The following is a 22,226-nucleotide window of genomic DNA, read 5'->3' on the forward strand; positions in this document are numbered from 1 at the left end:
ACTGCAATCCACGAACTGGAGCATCCATGGCCTCGCTTGCTGATCCGCTCGACCTTCCTTCCGGCGTACGTCTGCCCAACCGCATCGCCAAGGCGGCGCTGAGCGAGGCGCTGGGCGATGCGGACAACTCGCCCGACGAGCGCATCGTCACGCTCTACCGCCGGTGGGCGCAGGGCGGCTACGGCCTGCTGGTCACCGGCAACATCATGGTCGACCGCCGGCACCTGGGGGAGCCGGGCAACATCGTGATCGAGGACGACCGCGCCCTGCCGCAGCTGACCGCGTGGACCAAGGCCGCGCACGACGGCGGCGCCGCGATCTTCGCCCAGCTCAACCATCCGGGCCGTCAGTCCAACCTGATGGACCTCGGTCACCAGCCGGTGGCGCCGAGCCCCGTGCCGCTTGCGTTCCCCGGAGCGAGCGTTCCTCGTGAGCTCACCGGTGCGGAGATCGAGGAGATCATCGAACGCTTCGCCGTCGCGGCCAAGGTCTGCGAGGACGCCGGCTTCGACGGCGTACAGATCCACGCGGCGCACGGCTACCTCACCACCCAGTTCCTCTCGCCGCTGACCAACCTGCGCGAGGACGAGTGGGGTGGCGACGCCGAGCGGCGGATGCGCTTCCTGATCGAGGTCGTACGCCGCGTTCGTGCCCGGGTGGGTCCTGGGTTCGCGGTGTCGGTCAAGCTCAACTCCGCCGACTTCCAGCGTGGCGGGTTCACCGAGGACGACTCGCGCGCGGTCGTGCAGGCCCTGGCGCTGGAGGACGTGGACCTGATCGAGGTCAGCGGCGGCAACTACGAGTCACCGGCGATGTCCGGGACGGCCGCTTCCTCGACCCGGGCGCGTGAGGCGTACTTCCTCGACTACGCCCGGTCTGTCCGCGAGGCGGCCGGGGACGTACCGCTCGCGGTGACCGGCGGCTTCCGTTCCCGCTCCGGGATGCAGGACGCGCTCACCGCCGGGGACTGCGACCTCGTCGGCATCGGCCGCCCGACGGTGACGACCACCGACTCCGCCGATGCGATCCTCCGGGGACGCGCAGCGGAGCTGAGCACCCACGAGATCGGCGCCGGCATGCGAGGTCTGCTCGGCCGGTTCGCGGATCTGAAGGCCCTCGACGGAGTCCTCAATCTCGCCTGGAACACCGACCAGATGCACCGGCTGGCCCGCGGGCAGGAGCCGGATCTCGACCGTGGTGTGCTGCGCACCGCCGTAGCCATGGTGCGCCGCAACGGCCGGGTGTCGTTCGCGTCGCGCCGGGGCCTGAAATGAGCCGCCGCGCCTACGACCTCGCCGACAAGGTCGTCCTGATCACCGGTGGCAACGGCGGGATCGGCGCCGCCACCGTCAGCACCCTGCTCGACCGGGGAGCCCGGGTGGCGGTGGCCGACATCGATCCGACGACGCCCGTGCGAGCCGGCGCGCTGCATGCGACCGACTCGTTCGGCTGCGTCGCCGACGTCCGCGACCCTGCCTCGCTCGAGGCGGCGGTCAGCCAGACCGTCGACCGATTCGGCCGGCTCGACGTCGTGATCGCCAACGCCGGGCTCTTCGCGAAGGCGGCCACGCTGCGCAACACGCCGACCGCGGACATCGAGACCACCCTCGCGGTCAACGTGACGGGTGTCGTGAACACGGTCTCGGCCGCGTTGCCCCAGGTGATCGCTCGGCGGGGCCAGGTCGTCCTGATCAGCTCCGTGTTCGCCTTCCTCAACGGCATGGGCGCCATCCCGTACGCCATGAGCAAGGCGGCCGTCGAGCAGCTCGGACGCGGCTTGCGCGTCGAGCTCGCCGACCACGGTGTCTCGGTCCTGACGGCGTACTTCTCGCTGGTGCAGACCGACATGATCGCCCGCGGCGTCGACGAGGACCCGGTCGTCATGGACCTGCTCGGCGCGCTCCCCAAGGCGATGCTAAAGCGGATCACTCCGGCCCAGGCCGCGGCCGGTATCGCCGACGGGCTCGAGGCGCGCGCGGCCCGTGTCATCCGGCCGAGTCTGTGGCGTCCGGTCTCCGCCTGGCGCGGCTTCCTGGGGCCCACGCTCGACTCCCGCTTCGCCCGCGACCGCCGCATCCTCGACGTCCTCGCCCGTCTCGACGCCCGACTCTCCACGCCTCCCGCCGCCGTCCCGGCGGCACCTTCACGAAGGAACAAGCGATGACCACCACCTGGAAGACCACACCCAACAAGACGATCGACGTCGGCGGCACCTCGTTCGCCTACCGCGAGCTCGGCAAGCCCGGCGGCGTACCGGTGGTGTTCCTGCACCACTTCACCGCCGTCCTCGACGACTGGGACCCGCGCGTCCTCGACGGCGTCGCCTCCCGGCACCATGTGATCGCCTTCGACAACCGCGGCGTCGGCGCTACCGGCGGCCGGGTGCCGAACGACATCGAGGACATGGGCGCCGACGCCATCGCCTTCATCCGTGCGCTCGGCCACGAGGAGGTCGACCTGATCGGCTTCTCGCTCGGCGGCGCCGTCGCCCAGATGATCGCCCTCCAGGCGCCCGACCTCGTACGTCGCATGGTGGTCGCCGGCAGCGGCCCCCGCGGTGGCGGCGGCATCTGGAAGATGCCGTTCATCGTCGGCGGCGCCTACACCAAGGCGTTCCTGACCCGGAAGGACCCGCGTCACTTCCTCTTCTTCCCACGCACCGCCGAAGGCAAGAAGGCGGCCAACGCCTACTTCGACCGGCTCGCGGAGCGTACGACAGGTCGGGACAAGCCGATCTCCGCGCAGGCGGGCCTGGCACAGCTGCGCGCGATCACCAGCGCGGGCATGCACCCCGCCGACGACCTGGAGCAGATCAAGATCCCGGTCCTCGTCGCCAACGGTGACAAGGACCTGATGGTCGCCAGCGAGCACTCCAAGGACATGGCGGCCCGGCTGCCCGACTCCCGACTGCGGATCTACCCGGCCTCCGGCCACGGCGGGGTGTTCCAGTACCACCACGAGTTCGTCCCCGAGGTCTTGGACTTCCTCGGCTCGAAGACCGAGTCCGCGGCGTCCTGAGGCAGCGATGAGCCGACCGGACTTCCTGACCGTCGATGCCTTCCTGCGGCCGCCCGGCGGGCGGATCGGATGGCGGCGCGACCTCAGGCGCACGATCGACGCCGGCGTCGCCGGCCTGCGTGGGGTCACGGTGAACTACGCCAACAACGGCACGCACTCCCTCGCGCCGAACCTCCTGCCGGGCGGCTGTGCGCTCGTCGCCGCGTGGGAGTCGGCGGAGGCGGCCGAGGCCGCCTTCGCCGGCCCGCTGCGCCGCGCCATCGATGGCCCCGGACGGTTCAGCCTCGACAGCGAGATCGTGCGGGTGAGGATCGACTCCGAGTCCGAGCGCGATCACTGGCACGGCTGGAAGCCCACCGCCGAAGGGGCGGAGCCGCTCGTCGATGGCGAGCCCATGGTCGCGGTCGTCCACGGCATCCTCCGGCACGGCCGGCTCCTCGAGTTCATGCGCAACAACCTGCATGCGGCGAGCCGCGCCGCCCACCACCCCGGGCACCGCGGCAGCATCGACATCTCGGCGCAGCTGCCGTACGAGCACACCTCGATCAGCCTCTGGAAGACCTATGCCCTGGCCCGCGACTTCGCCTACAAGAAGGGCGGCCATGCCAGCGCCATGAGCCATGCGCTGAAGCAGAAGACCCATCGCGTCGGTGTCTTCCTGCAGGCCCGCCCGCTGGCCTGCACCGGGGTGCTGGGCATCGACGAACCGCCGTACCCGCAGCTCCCGCAGGCGCGACGAGCGGGTGCGTAGCCAACCCGGCGTCAGACGACTATGGGGCCGGGTGCCAGGCTCGCCGGAGGGCGGTCTCGTGCGAGGCGAGGGCGGCGGCGGGGTCGGCCCCGAGGCCGACGCAGAACGTGACGCCCATCGGGACCAGCACCTCTCGGACCGGGTCGGCGAACTCGACGAAGTGGTTGGCCAGGTCGAGGGTGATGTAGCCGTGGACGTAGCTCCACATGGCTCCGGCGGCGGCCCTCGGGTTGTCGATGGTGAGGTCACCGGTGGTGCTCAACCGGGTGGTCGCCTCGACAACGTGCACGTAGGCGGCGTTGAACGCGGGGGAGTGGCCGGCTCGCCGCTCGCCCTTGGGGGTGGGTCGGTAGGTCGCCCGGGTGGAGAGGCCGAACATGGCGTCGTACAGGTGTGGGTTCGCCTGTGCGTAGGACAGCGTGGTCAGTGCCATGGTGAACAGGTCGGCGATGGGGTCCTCGCCGGCACCGATCTGAGCGAACGCCTCGCCCAGCTGGTCGAAGCCGTGGTCCACCACGGCACCGAGCAGCTCCGGGACGCCGCCGAAGTAGTTGTAGACGACCATGCTCGACATGCCGGCCTTCGCGGCGACCGTCCTGGCCTTGATGGCCGAGGGGCCTTCCTCGGCGAGCATCGTGACGGCGGCGGCGATGAGTCGCTCCGGGATGCTGTTGGAGGGGCTGTCCGTCGCCGTCGAATCTCTCGCCATGGCCGTCATCGTCCCAAACCGGCGTCGGGGATGTGCGACATGGCGTGCTCGGCCAGCGCCGTGATCGTCAGCGCAGGGTTGACGCCGGGGTTGGCGGGCAGGGCGGCGGCGTCGCAGACGAGCATGTTCCGGTAGCCGAACACCTGCAGCCTCGCATCGACGACTCCGGTGGCCCGGCTCGCGCCGACGACGGCGCCACCGAGCACGTGGGCGGTCATCGGCCGGTTGCCGAACACCTCGAAGACGCTGCTCTGCGCGACGCCGCCGGTGCGTTGCGCCAGCCACTTCGCGACCTGGTGACCTGCGTCGATGTACGTCGGCGCCGGCCGTTCGCGGTCGCGCTCGGTGGTCAGCCGATATCCCCGACCAAAGAGCCGCCGCCTCGCGGTGAACCGGATCGCGTTGTCTCGCGGCTGCATGACCAGCATCATCAAGGTGCGTGCCGACCAGCCCGATCGCATCGTCGAGAACCAACGGCGGGGGTGCCGCACCACGGTGCGGAGCCAGGCCGACAGGCGACGTACGCCCCGGCCCTCGCCCACCAGGACCGTGAACATCAGGCGCATGAAGTCGCCTCGCGGCCCATAGGTGAGGAACTCGATCTGGGTGTCGCCGTCGAGGACCACCCGACTGCTCGCGGTGACGTCGCGCCACGTGCCGACATCCTCGGGGAGCAGGACGGAGAGCACGGCCTCGCTGTTCGTACGCGCGAGGTGGCCCAGACGATCGCTGACCGCGGGCAGTGCCCCGCGGTGCTTGCAGTCCGCGAGGAGAGCGTTGGTGCCCACCGCGCCGGCCGCGAACACGACCCCACGCGTGGTGATACTCGTGCGGCGGCCGCCCCGGACCCCGGACCTGCGGGTGGTGATCCGGTAGCCGTCGCTCCCATCGGCCGCGCCGAGCGGAGTCACGTCGACCACCTCGCGCTCCGCGAAGACCTGGGCGCCGTGCTTCTCGGCGAACCAGAGGTAGTTCTTGGTGAGCCGGTTGGCAGCACCGGTACGGCACCCGGTCATGCACTGCCCGCATCGGGTGCAGCCGGTGCGGTCCGGGCCCTCGCCGCCGAAGTAGGGATCCGGAACCGTGACGCCCGGCTCGCCGAAGAAGACCCCGACCGGCGCCGCGGAGAAGCTGCCGCCGAACCGGTCGGCGACCTCACGGGTCAGTCCGCTCGTCACCGACTCCCACGGCGTCGTACGCGCCCCGAGCATCCGCTCCGCTTCGCGGTAGTGAGGCTCGAGGATCTCCTCCCATCGGTCGAGTCCTGCCCACTGGGAGTTGGCGAAGAAGGCCTCGTGGGGGCGGAACAGGACGCCGCCGTAGACGAGGCTTCCGCCGCCGACTCCGGTCTGGGTGGAGCTGAACACGTGCCGGAAGAGCACGTTGCGCATGATCCCGCGCAGCCCGACCGCCGGCGCCCAGATGAAGCGGCGGCTGTCGGATGCCGACTCGGGCAGCTCCTCGTCGGCGTACGCGCGGCCGCGCTCGAGGACCGCCACCCGGTGACCCTTCTCGGCCAGGCGCAGGGCTGCGACGCTCCCGCCGAAGCCGGATCCGACCACGACCCAGTCGTGGTCGAACGGGGGATGGATGGTGCTGTTCATGACATCTCCTCGGGGTTGTGGCGTCACGATAACTTCGTTATTGTCGTGTGACAAGCGTCGCACGAACGCGCTCGCAGCACTTGCAACGGAGACCGGTGATGACAGAAGAAGTACGAGGCGACCTCGAGATCGAGGACCGCGGCGCGGTGCTGGTCGCGCGCGTCGACGGCGGTCCGCTGGGACTGTTCGGCAACGACATCGCCGAGCAGCTCGACGCGCTCGTCGACCGCGCGGACGGCGATCCGGCGATCCAGGCGGTCGTGTTCACCGGCACCCATCCGGACCGCTTCGTCTCGCACGCCGAGGTGCGCTGGTTGCAGGAGGGCGGGGCCACCGTTCCGTCGGTCGGTGTCCGGGGTGCCTCCGCGCTGGCCCACACGGCGCGCGGGGTGAATCGGGCCGGCGGACTGAAGGCAGCGCTCGGCCGGACGCCGCTGTGGCCGGCGGTCCAGCTGGAGCGGGTGCACCAGACGTTCCTGAAGATGAACCGCAGCGGCGTCGTCTTCGTCGCGGCCCTGAACGGGTCGGCGCTCGGTCTCGGAGCCGAGTTCAGCTGGGCCAACGACCTGCGGGTCATGGCCGAGGGCGAGTACGTCATCGGCCAGCCCGAGGTCCTGCTCGGGATCATGCCCGGCGGAGGCGGCAGCCAGCGGCTTCCCCGCCTGGTGGGCAACCACAAGGCGCTGCTGGCGATCCTGTCCGGTGAGCCGTTCACCCCGGCCCAGGCTCTGGAGATCGGCGCCGTGGACGAGGTCGTGGCGCCGGATCAGCTGCTCGACCGAGCGATCGAGCTGGCCGAGCACCTCGGATCGCGCCCCAAGGCGTCGCGGGCGGCGATCAAGCGATCGGTCTACTTCGGCGGCTCGACAGGGCTGGAGGAGGGGCTGCACATCGAGCGCGCCGAGTTCCTCGCCACCGCGCTCTCCGACATCGGCCAAGAGCTGATGCTCGACTACATGGCCAACACGGAGGCGGCCGGTGAGCTGCCCCTCTATCAGCCCGGAGTCCTCGAGGAAGTGCTCCAGGCCGGCACGACCCGTGGTGCCGGGGCTGAGCGTCAGGAGGCCCGGCGATGAGCGGCCACACCGTCACCCGCCACGACATCGGCTTCGACTCGGCCGGCGACACCTGCGCCGCCTGGCTCTTCCTGCCCGACGGCGTCACCAACCCTCCGGTCGTGATCCTCGGCCACGGCCTGGGCGCCACCCGGGAGATGCGCCTGGACGCGTTCGCCGAGCGATTCGCCCAGGCCGGGATCGCGGCGCTGGCCTTCACCTATCGCCACTTCGGCGACTCCACTGGCCAGCCCCGGCAGCTGCTGTCGATCAAACGGCAGCTGGCCGACTGGGACGCCGCCATCGCCCACGTCAAGACTCGCTCCGACGTCGACGGCACTCGCGTCGCGGTCTGGGGGGAGCTCGTTCGGTGGCGGTCATGCCATCGTCGTCGCCTCCCGCCATCCGGAGCTGCGTGCGGCGGTGTCCCAGTGCCCGTTCACCGACGGCCTCGCGTCGGCCCGGGCCCTCGGCCCGGTCGGCACGATGCGGCTGCTGCCCACCGTCGCTCGCGACCTCGTCGCCGCGACCCTGCGGCGGGACCCCGTGCTCATCACGCTGGCCGGGGCGCCCGGGGAGAAGGCGCTGATGACCGCTCCGGACGCCCTGCCCGGCTACCTCGCCCTCGTCCCGGAGGACACCGGCTTCGTCAACGAGGTCACCGCCCGCGTCGCCCCCACCATCACCCGCCATCGTCCGGGCAAGGTCGCCAAGGACGTACGGATGCCGATCCTCTTCTGCATCTGCGACCACGACTCCGTCACGCCGCCCGAGGAGACGCTCGCCTACGCGCGCACGGCGCCTCGCGGCGAGATCAAGCGGTACGACGCCGGCCACTTCGACATCTACCTCGGCGACGCGTTCGAGACCGTCGTCGCCGACCAGACCGAGTTCCTCACCCGTCACCTGAAGGCCTGAACCATGACGTTCTCCACCATCATCGACCGGCGCGCCACCGACAACCCGGCCGGTCCAGCCATCGCCGACTCGTCCCAGCGGCTCAGCAACGCCGAGCTCCTCGACCTGGTCCGTGCCGGCGCGGCACATCTCGCCGAGCTCGGCATCGGTGCCGGGGACGTCGTCGCGCTCAAGCTCACCAACCGCGTCGAGTTCGTCGTACTGCTCTTCGCAGCGTGGCGGCTGGGAGCGACCATCACACCGGTCAACCCGGCTCTGACCGACGCCGAGGTCGCCCGGCAGCTCGACGACTCGGGTGCGAGGCTGCACGTCGTCGAAGACGGCGCCCACCCGGTCGGTGACGTACCCGCCCTCTCGGTCTCCGACCTGCGTCGGGAGCCCGTGCCGGAGGAGCCCGCCCCGCCGGTCGTGGACAGTGCGCTCCTGGCCCTGCTCATCTACACCTCGGGCACCACCGGCGTACCCAAGGGGGTGATGCTCGACCACGCCAATCTCGAGGCCATGACCGCGATGGGGCGCGATGCCCTCGAGGTCGGTCGCGAGGACCGCTGCCTGCTGATCCTGCCGCTCTTCCATGTCAACGGCATCGTCGTCAGCGTCCTCACCCCGCTCCTCGTGGGTGCCAGCGTCGTCATCGCGGACCGGTTCAGCCCGCACACGTTCTTCGACACCATCGAGAAGGAGCGTCCGACGTTCTTCTCCGCGGTCCCCACGATCTACAGCATGCTTGCCGCCCTCCCCGAGGACGTACGTCCTGACACGAGCTCGGTCAGGTTCGCGGTCTGCGGCGCCGCCCCGGCATCAGCCGACCTGCTCGCCCGGTTCGAGGACCGCTTCGGCTTCCCGCTCATCGAGGGCTACGGACTCTCTGAGGCCACCTGCGGTTCCACCATCAACCCGGTCGGCGGCCCGCGCAAGGCGGGAACCGTCGGGCTGCCGTTCCCCGGCCAGGAGCTGCGCATCCTCGGCGCGGACGGCAACCCGGTGCCTCCCGGCGAGAACGGCGAGGTCACCGTCCGAGGAGCCAACGTCATGCGCGGATACCTCGGCCGCCCGGACGACACCGCCGCCGTCATCAAGGACGGTTGGCTCACGACCGGCGACCTCGGCCACCTCGACGAGGACGGCTACCTCACCATCGTCGGCCGGTCCAAGGAGATGATCATCCGAGGTGGCGAGAACATCTACCCCAAGGAGATCGAGGACGTCCTCGCCGGCGACCCGGCCGTTCTCGAGGTCGCGGTGATCGGTCTGCCCGACGAGAAGTGGGGCGAGGTCGTCGTTGCCTTCGTCCAGGCCCGCCCGGGCGCGACGGTCGACGTCGAGGGCCTGATGTCGCGGTGCCAGGAGCAGCTCAGCGGCTACAAGCGACCCACCGCGATCCATGTGCTGGATGCCTTGCCGAAGAACTCGGTGGGCAAGCTCGACAAGCGAGCACTTCGCAACCAGCGCGGAAGGGGCGTACCTGTAGATTCTTCCCTGTGAAGAGGCCTCGAAGTACTTACCGCTCACCTGGATTCACATCGGACGGTGAGCGGGCCTGATGGACAGCCAGACATTTCTCAGCCTCGGGCTGGTGCTGGTGTTCGTGCTGGTCGGCGGCGTGTTCGCCGCGACCGAGCTGGCGCTGGTGTCGCTGCGGGAGAGCCAGCTGACCGCGCTCGAGCGCAAGGGTGCACGTGGCGCACGGGTGGCGGAGGTGGCCCGCGACCCCAACCGCTTCCTGGCCGCGGTGCAGATCGGCGTGACCGTCGCGGGCTTCCTCTCCGCGGCCTACGGCGGGTCGGCGATCGCTCCCGACGTCGCGCCCTACCTCGAGCGTCTCGGCCTGACCGAGGCGCTCGCCGAGACCACGGCGCTGATCGTGCTGACCCTGTTCATCGCCTATCTCTCCCTGGTGCTGGGCGAGCTGGTGCCCAAGCGGCTGGCATTGCAGAAGGCCGCCGGGATCTCGCTGGCCGTCGCGCCCGTGCTGGACAGGTTCGCCACCGTGATGCGGCCGGTGATCTGGCTGCTCTCGGTCTCCACCGACGCCGTCGTACGGCTGCTCGGCGGTGACCCCAAGGCCTCGGCCGAGCAGGTCTCGGAGGAGGAGCTGCGCGAGATGGTCTCCACCAACCGGGACCTCGAGGAGGAGGAGCGCCGGATCCTGCGTGACGTGTTCGCCACCACCGAGACGACGTTGAGGGAGGTGATGCGTCCGCGCGGCGATGTCACCTTCATGCCCGCCTCGATGCCGCTTCCCGCGGCAGCCGAGACCGTGCGTGACCTGCCCTACTCCCGCTACCCGGTGACCGGCGAGGGCTTCGACGACATCCTCGGTTTCCTGCACGTGCGCGACCTGCTCGGTGTCGTCGTGACGGACGAGCGCACGATCCGGGACATCTGCCGCCCGGTGCTCTCGCTGCCGGGGAGCAAGCGGGTGATCCCGTCGGTCGCCACGATGCGCGAGGGCGGCACCCATCTGGCGATGGTCGTGGACGAGTACGGCGGCACCGACGGCATCGTGACCCTCGAGGATCTCGTCGAGGAGATGATCGGCGACATCCGCGACGAGTACGACCACGGCGAGGCCCGCATCCGAGACCACGGTGACCTGTCCCGGATCGACGGCGCGATGACGATCGAGGACTTCGCCGACACCACCGGCATCGAGCTCGAGGACGGCGCCTACGAGACCGTCGCGGGCTACCTCATCGCTCGGCTGGGGCACATCCCGCAGGTCGGGGAGGTGCTGGCGCTCCGGGACGGCACGCTGGAGGTGACCGCCCGGAACGGCAACCGCATCACCGAGATCGCGCTGCGCCCCGAGACGTCACCTCCGGCACCGGAGTGAGGACGGTGCCGTCGGCGAGCCAGCGGTCGAGGTTGTCGAGGGTCAGCTGCTCCATGGCGGCACGCGTCTCGACGGTGCCGCTCGCCAGGTGCGGGAGGAGCACCACGTTGTCGAGGTCCATCAGCTCCGCGGGGACCGTGGGCTCCTCGGTGTAGACGTCGAGGCCGGCGCCGGCGATGCCACCGTCGAGGAGCAGCTCGACCAGCGCGTCCTGGTCGACCACGGAGCCACGCGCGATGTTGATCAGGTAGCCCTCCGGCCCGAGCGCCTCGAGCACCTTGCGGTCGACGAGGTGCTGCGTACCGCTGCCGCCGGAGGTGGCGAGGACCAGGATGTCGACGTCGGCGGCGAGCTGCGTGGGCGAGGCGGCGTAGGTGTAGGGCGAGCCGGGGACCTCGCTGCGGGAGTGGTAGGAGAGCGGGCAGCCGAAGGCCTCGAAGCGGGTCGCGATGGCCTGGCCGATCCGGCCCAAGCCCAGGATCCCGACCCGCTTGCCCGAGACCTTACGAGCCAGGGGGAAGTTGCCGGCCTGCGGCCAGTCGCCGCGGCGTACGAACCGGTCGGCCGCGCTGAGCTGGCGCAGGGTGTCGATGGCGAGGCCGATCGCGGTGTCGGCCACGCAGTCGGTCAGCACTTCGGGGGTGTTGGAGACCAGCACACCACGTGCAGCCGCGGTCTCGACGTCGGTGGTGTCGTAGCCGACCCCGAAGTTGATCACGGCGCCGAGCGCGGGCAGCTGGGCCATCAGCTCGGCCGGTACGCCGGTACGCCCGGTGGTCACCACGGCGCCGATCGAGGGCCCGTGCTCGGCGAGGAACGCGGCGCGGCTGTCGTCGTCGGGCAGCACCAGGGCGTCGTAGCGGTCGGTGAGGGTCTCGGCCAGCGACGGCTTGAGCGGTCCTACCTGGAGGATGCGGCGGGTCACGGTTGCTCCTGTCGGTCGAGTGGCTGTCAGATGACGGTCTTGACGAGTGCGGTCAGCTCCGCCAGCTCATCCTCGGTGAGGTCGGTCAGCGGGGGACGTACGGGACCGGCCGGACGGCCGGCGGCGGTGAGACCGGCCTTGACGATCGAGACGCCGTAGCCGGCTCCGCGGTCGCGGATCGCGATGTAAGGGACGACGAAGTCGCGGAGCCGGGCGAGCACGTCGTCGCGGTCGCGGTTGCGTACGGCCGTGTAGAACTCGACCGCCCACTGCGGCGCGAAGTTGAAGATCGCCGAGGAGTAGGTGCTGACGCCGAGCTCCAGATAGGGCAGGGCGTACGTCTCGGCGGTGGGCAGGCCTCCGACGTAGAGCAGGCGGTCGCCGAGGCGCGCGTTGAGCGTGGCGAGCAGGTCGATGTCGCAGACGCCGTCCTTGAAGCCGATGAGGTTCGGGAACTCCTCGGCGAGACGGACGACGGTGTCGGCGTCGTAGCGGGCGTTGGCGCGGTGGTAGACGATCACGCCGAGCGAGGTCGCCGAGCAGACGCGGGCGACGTGTTCGTACAGGCCACGACCCGGCAGCTCGGTGAGGTAGGGCGGCAGCAGCAGGATGCCGTCGGCGCCGTCCGCCTCGGCCCGCTGCGCCATCGCGACGGCCTGGGAGGTGCCGTAGCCGGCCGCGCCCATCACCGGGGTGCCGCCCCCGACCTCGTCGACGGTGGCCCGCAGGACCCGGGACACCTCGTCGTGGGTCAGTGAGAAGAACTCACCGGTGCCGCCGGCGGCGAAGAGGCCGGCGACCTCGAAGCCGTCGAGGTGCTGCAGATGGGCGCGGTAGCCGTCCTCGTCGAAGGCGTAGTCGGCGGTCGCGTGCGTCACCGGGAACGACAGCAGGCCGGCGCCGAGGGCGTCACGGAGCTCGGTGGGGGAGTAGCGGCCCATGGGGTCTCCTCAAGGGGTTCGACGACGTCGGAGATCCCGAGGCTAGGTAGCGGAAGCGATACGCGTCCAACATCGTGACGGCATCGTTCGATGCCCTATGGGCATTGCCTGACGTGCTTGACGTCACACAAAACTCGCTCGTACGGTTCATCCACGAATGACAACGACGTCCACATATGTAGATGTCGCCGATCGACTGGAGGAACAGTCGCATGAACTTTCGTCCCTCGCTGCGGTCCCGTTTCGGACTTGCAAGCGCCTCGCTCATGGCTGTCTCGCTCACCCTCTCGGCGTGTGGCGTCGCCAACTCCGACAGTGCCGGCGCGGCCGGAGACACGGTCCGGATCGTGCTCCCGCAGGAGCCGCCGACCCTCGAACCCTGCGATGCCAACCTGACCTCGACGGGCGTCGTGGTGCGCTCCAACATCACCGAGCCGCTGGTCGAGCGCGACCCTGCCTCCGGTGAGCTGCAGCCGCTGCTCGCCACCGAGTGGGAGCAGACCGAGCCGACCACATGGACCTTCACCCTCCGCGAGGGCGTGAAGTTCTCCGACGGCTCCGCGTTCGACGCCGAGGCCGCCGCGCACTCCATCGACCGCGCGGTCAACGGCACCTTCGGCTGCAACGTCGAGGGGTACGTCTTCGGTGACGACGACCTCCAGGTCAAGGCCGCCGACGCCACCCACCTCGAGGTGACCACCGCCGAAGCCGACCCGATCCTGCCGCTGCGCCTCTCCTTCATCGAGGTCGTGCCCGCATCGACCAGCGACACCGCCAAGGTGCGCGAGCCGATCGGCACCGGTCCCTACAAGATCGAGGACTGGCAGAACGGCACCAAGCTGACCCTCGCGGTCAACGACACCTACTGGGGCGACGCCCCCGCCTTCAAGAAGGCGGAGTACCAGTGGCGTGAGGAGGGCAGCGTACGAGCCGCCATGATCACCAACAACGAGGCCGACATCGCCACCGGGCTCGCGCCCGAGGACCTCTCCGGGGACGCCGCGGTCCGCTACCCGAACAACGAGACGACCGCGCTGCGGTCGACCGGGACGTACGCTCCGCTCGACGACATCCGGGTGCGCCAGGCGATCAACTACGCGATCGACCGCGAGTCGATCGTCGACAGCCTCTTCGAGGGCTACGCGGACGTCGCTTCCCAGCTGGTGCCCGAGGGCGTCGTGGGCCACAACCCGGATCTGGAGGCGTGGCCCTACGACCCAGAGAAGGCCAAGTCCCTCATCGCCGAGGCGAAGGCCGACGGAGTGCCGACCGACACCAAGATCCGGCTGATCTCTCGCAACGGCCTCTTCCCCAAGGTCGGCGAGACCGTCGAGGTCGTCCAGAAGGCGCTCGAGGACATCGGTCTCAACGTCTCGATCGAGATGATGGACACTGCCGCGTCGGTCGAGTACCAGTCCCGTCCGTTCCCGAAGAACACCGGGCCGTACATCATCCTCGTCCAGCACGGCAACCAGGCCGGTGACGCCCAGTTCTCCGTCGACCAGTACATGCTCAGCGACGGCGCCCAGTCGACGTTCGGCACCCCGGAGTTCGACGCCCAGATCGAGGCCGCCGACAAGGCCGAGGGCGATGACCGCCAGGCCGCTTTCGCCGGCATCTTCGCCGACGAGCCGGAGAAGGTCTCGCAGTTCGCCTACATCGCGCACATGACCGGGATCATCGGCGAGTCGGAGAACGTCGAGTACGAGCCCAACTCGGCGACCGGCGACGAGATGCGCGTGACCGAGATGAAGCCGGCCAAGTGATCCCGGCCGCGACTCACCCAGGAGGTCATCCATGGTGACGTTCCTCCGCAAGCGAGCCCTCACCTCGCTGCTGCCGCTCGTCGTGGTGCTGCTCGGGGTGTTCTTCCTCGCCCGCCTCACCGGCGACCCGGCCAGCCTGTACCTGCCGGAGAACGCCACCGAGGCCCAGAAGGAGACCTTCCGCGCGGTCAACGGCCTCGACCTGCCGGTCTGGCAGCAGCTGGTCGACTACCTCCAGGGCATCCTCCGCCTCGACTTCGGCACGTCGCTGAGCACGGGTGAGTCCGCGGCCGCGATGGCGTTGCGGGCCTTCCCCGCGACGCTCCAGCTGGCGATCACCACGATGCTCATCGCGGTCGTCCTCGCCGTCGTGATCGGCTCGTGGGCGGCGTACCGTCCGAACTCGCTGGCCGACCGGTTCGCGTCGTTCCTGTCGATGACGGCCGCGAGCGTCCCCGACTTCTGGCTCGCCATCATGGGGGTCTGGGTCTTCGCGGTGATGCTCGGGGTGCTGCCGACCTCGGGTGTCGACGCCGGGCTGCTCTCCTGGGTCCTGCCGATCGCGACCCTGCTACTGCGCCCCGTCGGCGTGCTCACCCAGGTCGTGCGCGGTGCGATGGTGGCGGCCCTGTCCGCGCCGTACGTCCGGCTGGCGCGCAGCAAGGGTGCCGACAGCCGTCGGGTCGTCGCGCACCACGCCCTGCGCAACGCCGCCGCCCCGGCGCTGACCGTGGCCGGCGACCTGGCGGTCGGGCTGGTCAACGGTGCCGTGGTCGTCGAGTCGATCTTCGGGTGGCCCGGCATCGGCAAGCTGATGATCGACTCGATCACCGGCCGCGACTTCGCCATCCTGCAGGCGGCCGTGCTGCTCACCGCGGTGACGATCTTCCTGCTCAACATCGCCATCGACATCTGCTACGCCCTGCTCGACGCCCGTGTGCGCGACAAGGCGATGGTGTGAGAGAGGAGAACTGATGAGCACCAGCTACTGGCGGATGCTGCTGCGCGACAAGGTCGCGACCGTGGCCGCCGTGATCCTCTGCTTCATCCTGCTCGTGGCCGTCTTCGGGCCGGTCCTGCTCGGCAGCGAGGCCAACGCCCAGGACCTGACCCGAGGCAACAAGGCGCCGCTCGAGCTCGACGGCTGGCTCTACGTACTGGGCACCGACTCGCTCGGGCGCAGCGTCCTGGCCCGGATCGTCGTCGCGACCCGGACGACCCTCGGGGTCGCCATCCCGGCGGTGCTGATCTCGCTGGTCGTGGGCTCGGTGATCGGCATGTGGGCCGGCTACCACCGCGGCTGGCGCGAGACCCTCGTGATGCGGATCGCCGATGTGATCCTGAGCTTCCCGTCGCTGCTGATGGCTGTCGTCGTCCTGTACGTCTACTCGCCCAGCCCGCGCAACATCGTCATCGTGCTGGCGATCACCCGCATCCCGATCTACCTGCGCACCGCGCGGGCCGAGTCGGCCGAGCTGCAGGGCCGGGTCTTCGTCGACGCGGCCCGTACGTTCGGGGCGGGGAGCTTCAGCATCATCCGCCGTCACGTCTTCCCGATCGTGCTGCCGACGCTGCTGACGGTCGCCACGCTCGACTTCTGCTACGTCATGCTCGCCGAGTCGTCGCTGAGCTTCCTCGGCATCGGTATCCAGGCACCCGACGTCAGCTGGGGTCTGATGGTCGCCCAGGGGCAGAACTACCTGCAGACCGCCTGGTGGCTCTCCTTCTTCCCCGGCCTGGCCATCGTGATCGCGACGGTGTCCGCCGCCGTGCTCGCCGCCTGGGTGCGGCTGGCCACCGATCCCGCTCAGCGGTGGCGGCTCACCGTCCCGCGGCGGCAGCGTCGCCGCGCGACCGTCGCCCCGACAGTCGCCCCGACCGTCACTCAGGCCGTTACGGAGGACGCCCAGTGAACAGCACCCTGACCGAGAAGGCCGTCGCCCTCGACGTCGACGGCATGAGCGTCGACATCCGTACGCCCCGTGGTGTCGTCCGAGCCGTCGACAAGGTGACCTTCCAGGCACGCCGGGGCGAGACCCTCGCGCTGCTCGGGGAGTCGGGCTGCGGCAAGTCGATGACCGCCACTGCGGTCGTCGGCCTGCTGGAGCCGGTCGCCGACGTGACCGAGGGTTCCGTCCGCATCACCGGTGACGGTGGCACCACCGACCTGCGGACGGCCTCGGCGAGGCGCCGGCGTGACATCGCCGGCAAGGAGTTGGCGATCGTCTTCCAGGACGCCCTCACCGCGCTCAACCCCGTCTACACCGTGGGTACCCAGCTGGCCGAGCCGTTCCGGATCCACCGTGGCCTGTCCAAGAAGGCCGCCCGCAAGGAGGCCATCGAGCTGATGCGCCGGGTCGGCATCCCCGAGCCGGAGACCCGGGTCGACTCCTACCCGCACCAGTTCTCCGGTGGCATGCGCCAGCGGCTGCTGATCGCGATCGGCGTGGCGCTGTCGCCGGCCGTGCTGCTCGCCGACGAGCCGACCACCGCGCTCGACGTCACGGTCCAGGCCCAGATCATGAGCCTGCTCAAGGACCTGCGCGAGGAGCGGGACATGGCGGTCGTGCTGATCACCCACGACCTCGCCCTGGTCTTCGAGCAGGCGGACCGGGTCGTGGTGATGTACGCCGGCAACGTGGTCGAGCAGGGTCTGGTCGAGGAGGTCTTCGGCGCTCCGAAGCACCCCTACACCGCGGGCCTGCTGGAGTCGGTGCCCGTGCACGCTGAGCGCGGTGCGGAGCTCAAGTCGATCGGCGGCTCGCCGCCGGAGCTGGCCGCGATCCCGGCCGGCTGCGTCTACCAGGAGCGCTGCCCGATCGCCCGCGACCGCTGCCGCGAGGAGCGGCCCGCGGCCCGTGAGGTCGCCCCCGGCCACCTGTCCGCCTGCCACTTCCCCGACGAGGTGAACCGATGAGCGACGATGCACCCCTCCTCGAGGTCCGCGACCTCACCAAGATCTTCCCGGTACGCCATGCCGGAAAGCGCAAGGAGCTGCGAGCGCTCGACGGTGTCACCCTCGACCTGCACCGGGGCGAGACCCTCGGCCTGGTGGGGGAGTCCGGCTGCGGCAAGTCCACGCTGGCCCGCACGCTGCTCATGCTGGAGACCCCCGACGGTGGCTCCGTACGCTTCGACGGGGTCGACCCGACCACGACCAAGGGCGCCGACCTGCTGGCGTTCCGGCGCCGGGTGCAGATGGTGTTCCAGGACCCGTTCGCCTCGCTCAACGCCAGGATGTCGGCGAGCGACATCGTGAGCGAGCCGTGGCGTACCCACACCGGTCTGCACAGGACCTCGCGTGAGCGGGCGGCTCGGGTGCGCGAGCTGCTGGACCTCGTCGGGCTGCGGCCGGGCGACGCGGGGAAGTACCCGCAGGAGTTCTCCGGCGGCCAGCGGCAGCGTCTCGGCATCGCCCGCGCGCTCGCGCTCAATCCCGACGTGATCGTATGCGACGAGCCGGTCTCCGCGCTCGACCTGTCTGTGCAGGCACAGGTGCTCAACCTGCTCAACGACCTGCAGCAGGAGCTCGGCGTGGCGTACCTGTTCATCTCGCACGACCTGTCGGTGGTGCGGCACGTGGCCGACCGGGTCGTGGTGATGTACCTCGGCCGGATCGTCGAGCAGGGCGAGACCGAGTCGACCTTCGAGCGGCCTCAGCATCCCTACACCGGGGCGCTCCTGTCGGCGGCGCCCTCGCTCGACCACGAGCGTCGGCGCGAGCAGATCATCCTGTCCGGCGAGATCCCCTCGCCGCTCAACCCGCCGTCCGGCTGCCGGTTCCGGACCCGCTGCTGGAAGGCGACCGACGAGTGCGCCACCGCGCTCCCGCCGCTCGCCATCGACCCGGTCGACGGCGGTCACACCGCGGAGTGCTTCCACCCGTTGGGGGCTGAGGAGCAGGAGCTGGCCGCGGCGCAGGCGGGCTGATGGGGCTCTCGCTCGGGTCCTTCGCGCTCGTCGCCGTCGCGGTCGTCCTGGCCTCGGCCCTGCAGGCGTCCATCGGCTTCGGCATGGGGATGCTCGCCGCGCCCGTCGTCGCGCTGGTCGACCCGGCGCTGCTGCCCGGCACGCTGGTGATGCTCGCGTTCGTGGTGACGATCATGGTCGTCGTCTCCGAGCGGCAGCACATCGATCTGGGTGGCACCGGCTGGGCGCTGTTCGGCCGGGTGCCCGGGACGATCGCGGGGGCGCTGCTGGTCGCGGCGCTGCCCGAGCGGGGTCTCGCCCTGATGCTGGCCGCTGTGGTGCTGACCGGGGTAGCGCTCAACTCGCTGGGCTGGCAGCCGCGGCCGGTGCGCCGCAACCTCGTGGCCGCGGGTGCGGCCTCGGGACTGCTCGGCACCGCCACCTCGATCGGCGGTCCGCCGATGGCGTTGGTGTGGCAGCAGAAGGAGGGCGCCGGGCTGCGCAGCTCGATGAGCACGTTCTTCCTCGTGGGCTCGGCCCTGTCGTTCCTCGCCCTGGCCGCCACCGGGTCCGTCGACCAGCGCACCCTGCTGGTCACCGCCGCTCTCGTGCCCGCTCCGTTCCTGGGGTGGGGCCTGTCGCTGCTGCTCAACCGGGTGATGTCGCCGGTGCGGCTGCGGCGTACGGCGATCGCGGTGTCGATCTTCGGCGCCGTCATGCTGGTGGCCGACCAGCTCCTCGGCTAGCTCCTCGCCACCGGGTTGCGCAGCGGCCGGCCCTCGGCGAGCGCGTCGACGTTGTCGGTGATGTCCTGAGCACGGCCGGCGAACACCTCCGCGGTGTGCCCCGACTGGTGCGGGGTCAGCACGACGTTCGGCAGCTTCGCGAAGTCGAGGTGCGAGGGCGGGGGAGCGTCGGGGTCGCGGGGGTTGCGCCACCACACGTCGATGCCGGCCCCGGCGATCGTGCCGGCGGTGAGCGCGTCGTGGAGCGCCTGCTCGTCGACCACGGCGCCGCGGGCGACGTTGACCAGCACGGCACCCGGCCGCATCACGGCGAGGGCGGCGGCGTCGATGAGCCCGCGGGTCGCGTCGCTCAGCGGCACGGTCACGACGACCACGTCGGAGGCGGCCAGCAGCTCGTGCAGGGCCGAGTCGGGCCCGACCCAGTCCAGCTCGACGCCCGGCGGCAGCGGGGCGTCGGGGTTGCGGCGTACGGCCCGGACCTTCATCCCCATCGCCGACCCGAGCCGGGCGACGCTGGAGCCGATCTCGCCGAAGCCGACGATGCCCAGGGTGCGGCCGGCCAGCACACCGCCGAAGGGGTAGTCGTCGGAGACGATCGCGTTGCTCCACACGCCGCGGCGCATGTCGGCCTCGGACCGCAGGACGCCGCGCAGCAGCATCATCGACACCATCACCACGTGCTCGGCGATGGAGCGGCCGTGGTGGTAGGTGTTGGCCAGACGTACGTCACCTGGCAGCGCGTCGAGCGGGATCCTGTCCACGCCGGCACCGGTCACGTGCACCAGCCGGAGCCGGGGCATCGCGGCCAGCAGCTCCGGCGTCGTCGAGGAGCAGACCAGCACCTCGGCCGTCGCGGCGGCCTCGGCGAGCCGAGGGTCGTCACCCCACGCGAACGTCCACGTGTGCGGCGAGGTGCCCTTCCGGGTCAGTACGTCGGTGAACCGGGCCATGATCGGCTCGGTCACCAGCACGTTCAGTGGCGTGGTGGGAGAGGTGGAGGGCACGTCTGCGATTGTGTCATGCGTCTACATCTGTGGACAAGAGTCTCGTATGTGTGGACAGCGATGCCGGGAGGCGGTGCAGGAGTACCCGGTTAACCGGGTATTCCTGCACTTCTCGGGCATTGCAACGCCAGAGAAGTGCAGGAATTGCCAGAGAAGTCCAAGCTGGCGCCGGCCGCGGACGCTCTCGGGATTGGTCGCGGCTCAGGCCCACGTGAGGGAGTTGCGGATCGGGCCGACGACGCGGACGATCCGGTCCGCTGCCTGGCGCAGCGCGGCGATGACCTCGGCCTCCCGCTCGGGGGTGAGCCGGGCGATCGGGATGGAGGCGCTGATCGCGTCGGTGACCGGCTCGTCGTAGTGCAGGGCGACGGCGATGCAGCGCAGGCCGAGGGTGTTCTCCTCGTTGTCGATCGCGTAGCCGCGCCGGCGGGTCGCCTCGAGCTCGGCGGCCAGTGCGCCCCGGTCGGTGAACGTGTGCGGCGTGAGCGGTGCGAGCTCGGCCGGCAGATGGTCGGCGACCTCGTCCTCGGGCTGCGCGGCCAGGACCGCTTTGCCCAGCGACGTGGAGTAGGCCGGGAGCCTGCGGCCGACGCGGCTGTAGGGGCGGAGGTACTGCGACGACTCGCGGGTGGCGAGGTAGACCACGTCGGTGCCGTCGAGACGCCCGAAGTGGAAGGTCTCGTCGAGCTGCTCGCGGAGCTCGACGAGGAACGGGGTCACCTGGGGCAGGTAGGGGTCGGTGTCGAGGTAGCTGGTGCCGGCCAGCAGGGCCCGGATGCCGATGCCGTAGAGCGTGCCGGTCGCATCGCTGCGTACCCAGCCGTGCTTGGCGAGCGTACGGAGCAGGGCGTGCAGGCTGCTGCGGGGAACCCCGAGCGCCTCGCTCAGCTCGCGCAGCCGCACCGGGCGGTTCTGGCGCGCGGCGAGGAACTCGAGGATCTCCACCGTGCGGGCGGCGGACTTCACCTCGCGAACCCCTCCGGTGGCGGCATCGGGCGCGGCAGCGTCGTTCATGTCCGCAGGGTAATGCGCGGGTCAGATGCCCGTCCACGTATGAAGATCGTCTTCGGGTTCGGGGCCGTTGCGCAGCCGCGTCTGCCATCCGTGCTGATCCCAGATCGCCGGCTTGGTGCTCCGGATGAACTGTTCGACGGCCATCACGAAGCGCCCCGGGTCGGAGCGGAACGGGAAGTGGCCGGCGCCCTCGAACACCTCGAGCATGGCCTGCGGCATCGCCGCCTGCGCCTGCTCGGCGTGGCGGTAGGGGATGACGCCGTCGCGGTCGCCCCAGATCATCAGCAGCGGGATGTTCGAGGCCAGATAGGAGCGATCGAGCATCGTGACGACCTGGCCGCGCCAGTCGACGACGGCGCGCAGGGTCCGGGCGAACGCCTGGCGGGACTGGTTGTCCGGGAACGCGTCGACGATCCTGGTCAGATCCGGCGCATCGACGCCGAGATCGTGATCGAAGCGACGCAGCAGGCCGAGGGAGGCGGACAGCCCGATCCGCGAGATCGGCAGCCGCAGCAGCTTGAGCAGCTCTGGCGCCATCGGCAGGGTCGCGAGTCGCAGCCAGGTCGAGACACCGCGTCCGGAGCCGCCGTTGGAGACCAGCACGATCCGCTCGACGAGCTGCGGGTACTGGTAGGCGAGCTGCATCGCGACACCGCCGCCGAGCGAATGGCCGACGAGAGTGACTCGCTCCACGTCCAGCACGGAGAGCAGGTCGCGCATGCCGTTGGCGAACCCGCCGATCGAGTAGTCGGCGCGGGGCTTGTCGGAGTCGCCGTGACCGAGCAGGTCGGGCGCGATGACCAGATGGTTCTGGGCGAACATCGGCAGGACGTCCTCCCAGGTCCGCGAGCTGTCGCCGATCCCGTGGATGAGCATGATCGCGGAGCCGTCCCCGCCGATGCGGAACGCGCGCCTGTATCCGTGGATCACCCGAGACTGTTGCTCGATCACCCGCGTCATGATTGCACGCTAGTCGCCATGGGTTTCGATCATGTTGCCGCTGCGCCGGCGGGGTGCCCGACGGGGCCGC

21 protein-coding genes are annotated in these 22,226 nt (G+C 70.4%); 14 read left to right on the forward strand and 7 right to left on the reverse strand.

Features of this window, described 5'->3' with window-relative positions; all coding sequences use genetic code 11:
• The first annotated feature begins 26 nt into the window (after positions 1–26).
• Genes ACW14X_RS22050 through ACW14X_RS22065 form a run of 4 tightly spaced genes read left to right on the forward strand, consistent with a single transcriptional unit; the run spans position 27 to position 3,769 of the window.
• The gene (locus tag ACW14X_RS22050; RefSeq protein WP_457163306.1) at positions 27–1,274 is read left to right on the forward strand and encodes an NADH:flavin oxidoreductase/NADH oxidase family protein; all 1,248 of its coding nucleotides are present in this window, start codon (positions 27–29) and stop codon (positions 1,272–1,274) included.
• Positions 1,271–2,164, forward strand: a complete 894-nt coding sequence (locus ACW14X_RS22055) for an SDR family NAD(P)-dependent oxidoreductase (RefSeq protein ID WP_457163307.1) — start codon at positions 1,271–1,273, stop codon at positions 2,162–2,164. The genes ACW14X_RS22050 and ACW14X_RS22055 overlap by 4 nt, the downstream gene beginning before the upstream one ends.
• Positions 2,161–3,018 carry an alpha/beta fold hydrolase gene (locus tag ACW14X_RS22060; RefSeq protein ID WP_457163308.1) on the forward strand — a complete coding sequence of 286 codons (858 nt, stop codon included), beginning with the start codon at positions 2,161–2,163 and terminating at the stop codon, positions 3,016–3,018. Before ACW14X_RS22055 ends, ACW14X_RS22060 begins: the two co-directional genes overlap by 4 nt.
• A gap of 7 nt (positions 3,019–3,025) precedes the next feature.
• Entirely contained in the window at positions 3,026–3,769 is a 744-nt protein-coding gene (locus ACW14X_RS22065) for a hypothetical protein (protein ID WP_457163309.1), read from the forward strand.
• A gap of 19 nt (positions 3,770–3,788) precedes the next feature.
• Here ACW14X_RS22065 and ACW14X_RS22070 read toward each other — a convergent pair whose 3' ends face one another.
• Together ACW14X_RS22070 and ACW14X_RS22075 are read right to left on the reverse strand one after the other, a co-directional pair.
• On the reverse strand, positions 3,789–4,478 hold the full coding sequence (locus ACW14X_RS22070) for a TetR/AcrR family transcriptional regulator (RefSeq protein WP_457163310.1): 690 nt from the start codon (positions 4,476–4,478) through the stop codon (positions 3,789–3,791).
• A 5-nt stretch (positions 4,479–4,483) separates the two neighbouring features.
• Positions 4,484–6,082, reverse strand: coding sequence for a GMC oxidoreductase (locus ACW14X_RS22075; RefSeq protein ID WP_457163311.1), 1,599 nt, complete (start codon positions 6,080–6,082; stop codon positions 4,484–4,486).
• 98 nt (positions 6,083–6,180) lie between these two features.
• On the opposite strand from ACW14X_RS22075, the gene ACW14X_RS22080 reads away from it, so the two are divergent.
• From ACW14X_RS22080 to ACW14X_RS22095, 4 genes are all read left to right on the forward strand, one after another.
• Positions 6,181–7,158 carry an enoyl-CoA hydratase/isomerase family protein gene (locus ACW14X_RS22080; protein ID WP_457163312.1) on the forward strand — a complete coding sequence of 326 codons (978 nt, stop codon included), beginning with the start codon at positions 6,181–6,183 and terminating at the stop codon, positions 7,156–7,158.
• Between the two features lie 402 nt (positions 7,159–7,560).
• On the forward strand, positions 7,561–8,055 hold the full coding sequence (locus ACW14X_RS22085) for a hypothetical protein (protein ID WP_457163313.1): 495 nt from the start codon (positions 7,561–7,563) through the stop codon (positions 8,053–8,055).
• A gap of 3 nt (positions 8,056–8,058) precedes the next feature.
• Entirely contained in the window at positions 8,059–9,540 is a 1,482-nt protein-coding gene (locus ACW14X_RS22090; protein WP_457163314.1) for a class I adenylate-forming enzyme family protein, read from the forward strand.
• A gap of 58 nt (positions 9,541–9,598) precedes the next feature.
• Complete coding sequence (locus tag ACW14X_RS22095; RefSeq protein ID WP_457163315.1) at positions 9,599–10,891, forward strand: hemolysin family protein; 1,293 nt, start codon at positions 9,599–9,601, stop codon at positions 10,889–10,891.
• Here ACW14X_RS22095 and ACW14X_RS22100 read toward each other — a convergent pair.
• Positions 10,842–11,816 carry a 2-hydroxyacid dehydrogenase gene (locus ACW14X_RS22100; RefSeq protein ID WP_457163316.1) on the reverse strand — a complete coding sequence of 325 codons (975 nt, stop codon included), beginning with the start codon at positions 11,814–11,816 and terminating at the stop codon, positions 10,842–10,844. The two genes, ACW14X_RS22095 and ACW14X_RS22100, sit on opposite strands and share 50 nt — an antisense overlap.
• Before the next feature lie 26 nt (positions 11,817–11,842).
• Positions 11,843–12,757 (reverse strand): 5-dehydro-4-deoxyglucarate dehydratase, encoded by a 915-nt coding sequence (gene kdgD, locus ACW14X_RS22105; RefSeq protein ID WP_457163317.1) that lies wholly within the window; start codon positions 12,755–12,757, stop codon positions 11,843–11,845.
• 212 nt (positions 12,758–12,969) lie between these two features.
• Here kdgD and ACW14X_RS22110 point away from each other — a divergent pair, with 212 nt between their 5' ends.
• The 6 genes from ACW14X_RS22110 to ACW14X_RS22135 are packed head-to-tail and all read left to right on the forward strand — an operon-like array spanning position 12,970 to position 19,178.
• The gene (locus ACW14X_RS22110) at positions 12,970–14,523 is read left to right on the forward strand and encodes an ABC transporter substrate-binding protein (RefSeq protein ID WP_160027950.1); all 1,554 of its coding nucleotides are present in this window, start codon (positions 12,970–12,972) and stop codon (positions 14,521–14,523) included.
• Positions 14,524–14,554: 31 nt separating this feature from the next.
• Positions 14,555–15,484, forward strand: coding sequence for an ABC transporter permease (locus ACW14X_RS22115; RefSeq protein ID WP_091048109.1), 930 nt, complete (start codon positions 14,555–14,557; stop codon positions 15,482–15,484).
• A gap of 13 nt (positions 15,485–15,497) precedes the next feature.
• Entirely contained in the window at positions 15,498–16,436 is a 939-nt protein-coding gene (locus ACW14X_RS22120; RefSeq protein ID WP_457163318.1) for an ABC transporter permease, read from the forward strand.
• Positions 16,437–16,480: 44 nt separating this feature from the next.
• Complete coding sequence (locus ACW14X_RS22125; RefSeq protein ID WP_457166079.1) at positions 16,481–17,440, forward strand: ABC transporter ATP-binding protein; 960 nt, start codon at positions 16,481–16,483, stop codon at positions 17,438–17,440.
• The gene (locus ACW14X_RS22130) at positions 17,437–18,453 is read left to right on the forward strand and encodes an ABC transporter ATP-binding protein (RefSeq protein WP_457163319.1); all 1,017 of its coding nucleotides are present in this window, start codon (positions 17,437–17,439) and stop codon (positions 18,451–18,453) included. Before ACW14X_RS22125 ends, ACW14X_RS22130 begins: the two co-directional genes overlap by 4 nt.
• Positions 18,453–19,178: a sulfite exporter TauE/SafE family protein gene (locus tag ACW14X_RS22135; protein ID WP_350713053.1), complete on the forward strand. Its 726-nt coding sequence runs from the start codon at positions 18,453–18,455 to the stop codon at positions 19,176–19,178. The genes ACW14X_RS22130 and ACW14X_RS22135 overlap by 1 nt, the downstream gene beginning before the upstream one ends.
• Here the strand turns inward: ACW14X_RS22135 and ACW14X_RS22140 are convergent.
• The 3 genes from ACW14X_RS22140 to ACW14X_RS22150 all read right to left on the reverse strand — a co-directional run bounded on the left by ACW14X_RS22140 (position 19,175) and on the right by ACW14X_RS22150 (position 22,156).
• Positions 19,175–20,182, reverse strand: coding sequence for a 2-hydroxyacid dehydrogenase (locus tag ACW14X_RS22140; RefSeq protein WP_457163320.1), 1,008 nt, complete (start codon positions 20,180–20,182; stop codon positions 19,175–19,177). The two genes, ACW14X_RS22135 and ACW14X_RS22140, sit on opposite strands and share 4 nt — an antisense overlap.
• A gap of 201 nt (positions 20,183–20,383) precedes the next feature.
• A complete protein-coding gene (locus ACW14X_RS22145; RefSeq protein ID WP_160027960.1) occupies positions 20,384–21,196 on the reverse strand; it encodes an IclR family transcriptional regulator in 813 nt (270 codons plus the stop codon).
• A 21-nt stretch (positions 21,197–21,217) separates the two neighbouring features.
• Positions 21,218–22,156: an alpha/beta fold hydrolase gene (locus ACW14X_RS22150; protein WP_160027962.1), complete on the reverse strand. Its 939-nt coding sequence runs from the start codon at positions 22,154–22,156 to the stop codon at positions 21,218–21,220.
• Positions 22,157–22,226: the final 70 nt, after the last annotated feature.

It is taken from the genome of Nocardioides sp. YJ-D4 (assembly GCF_054031495.1).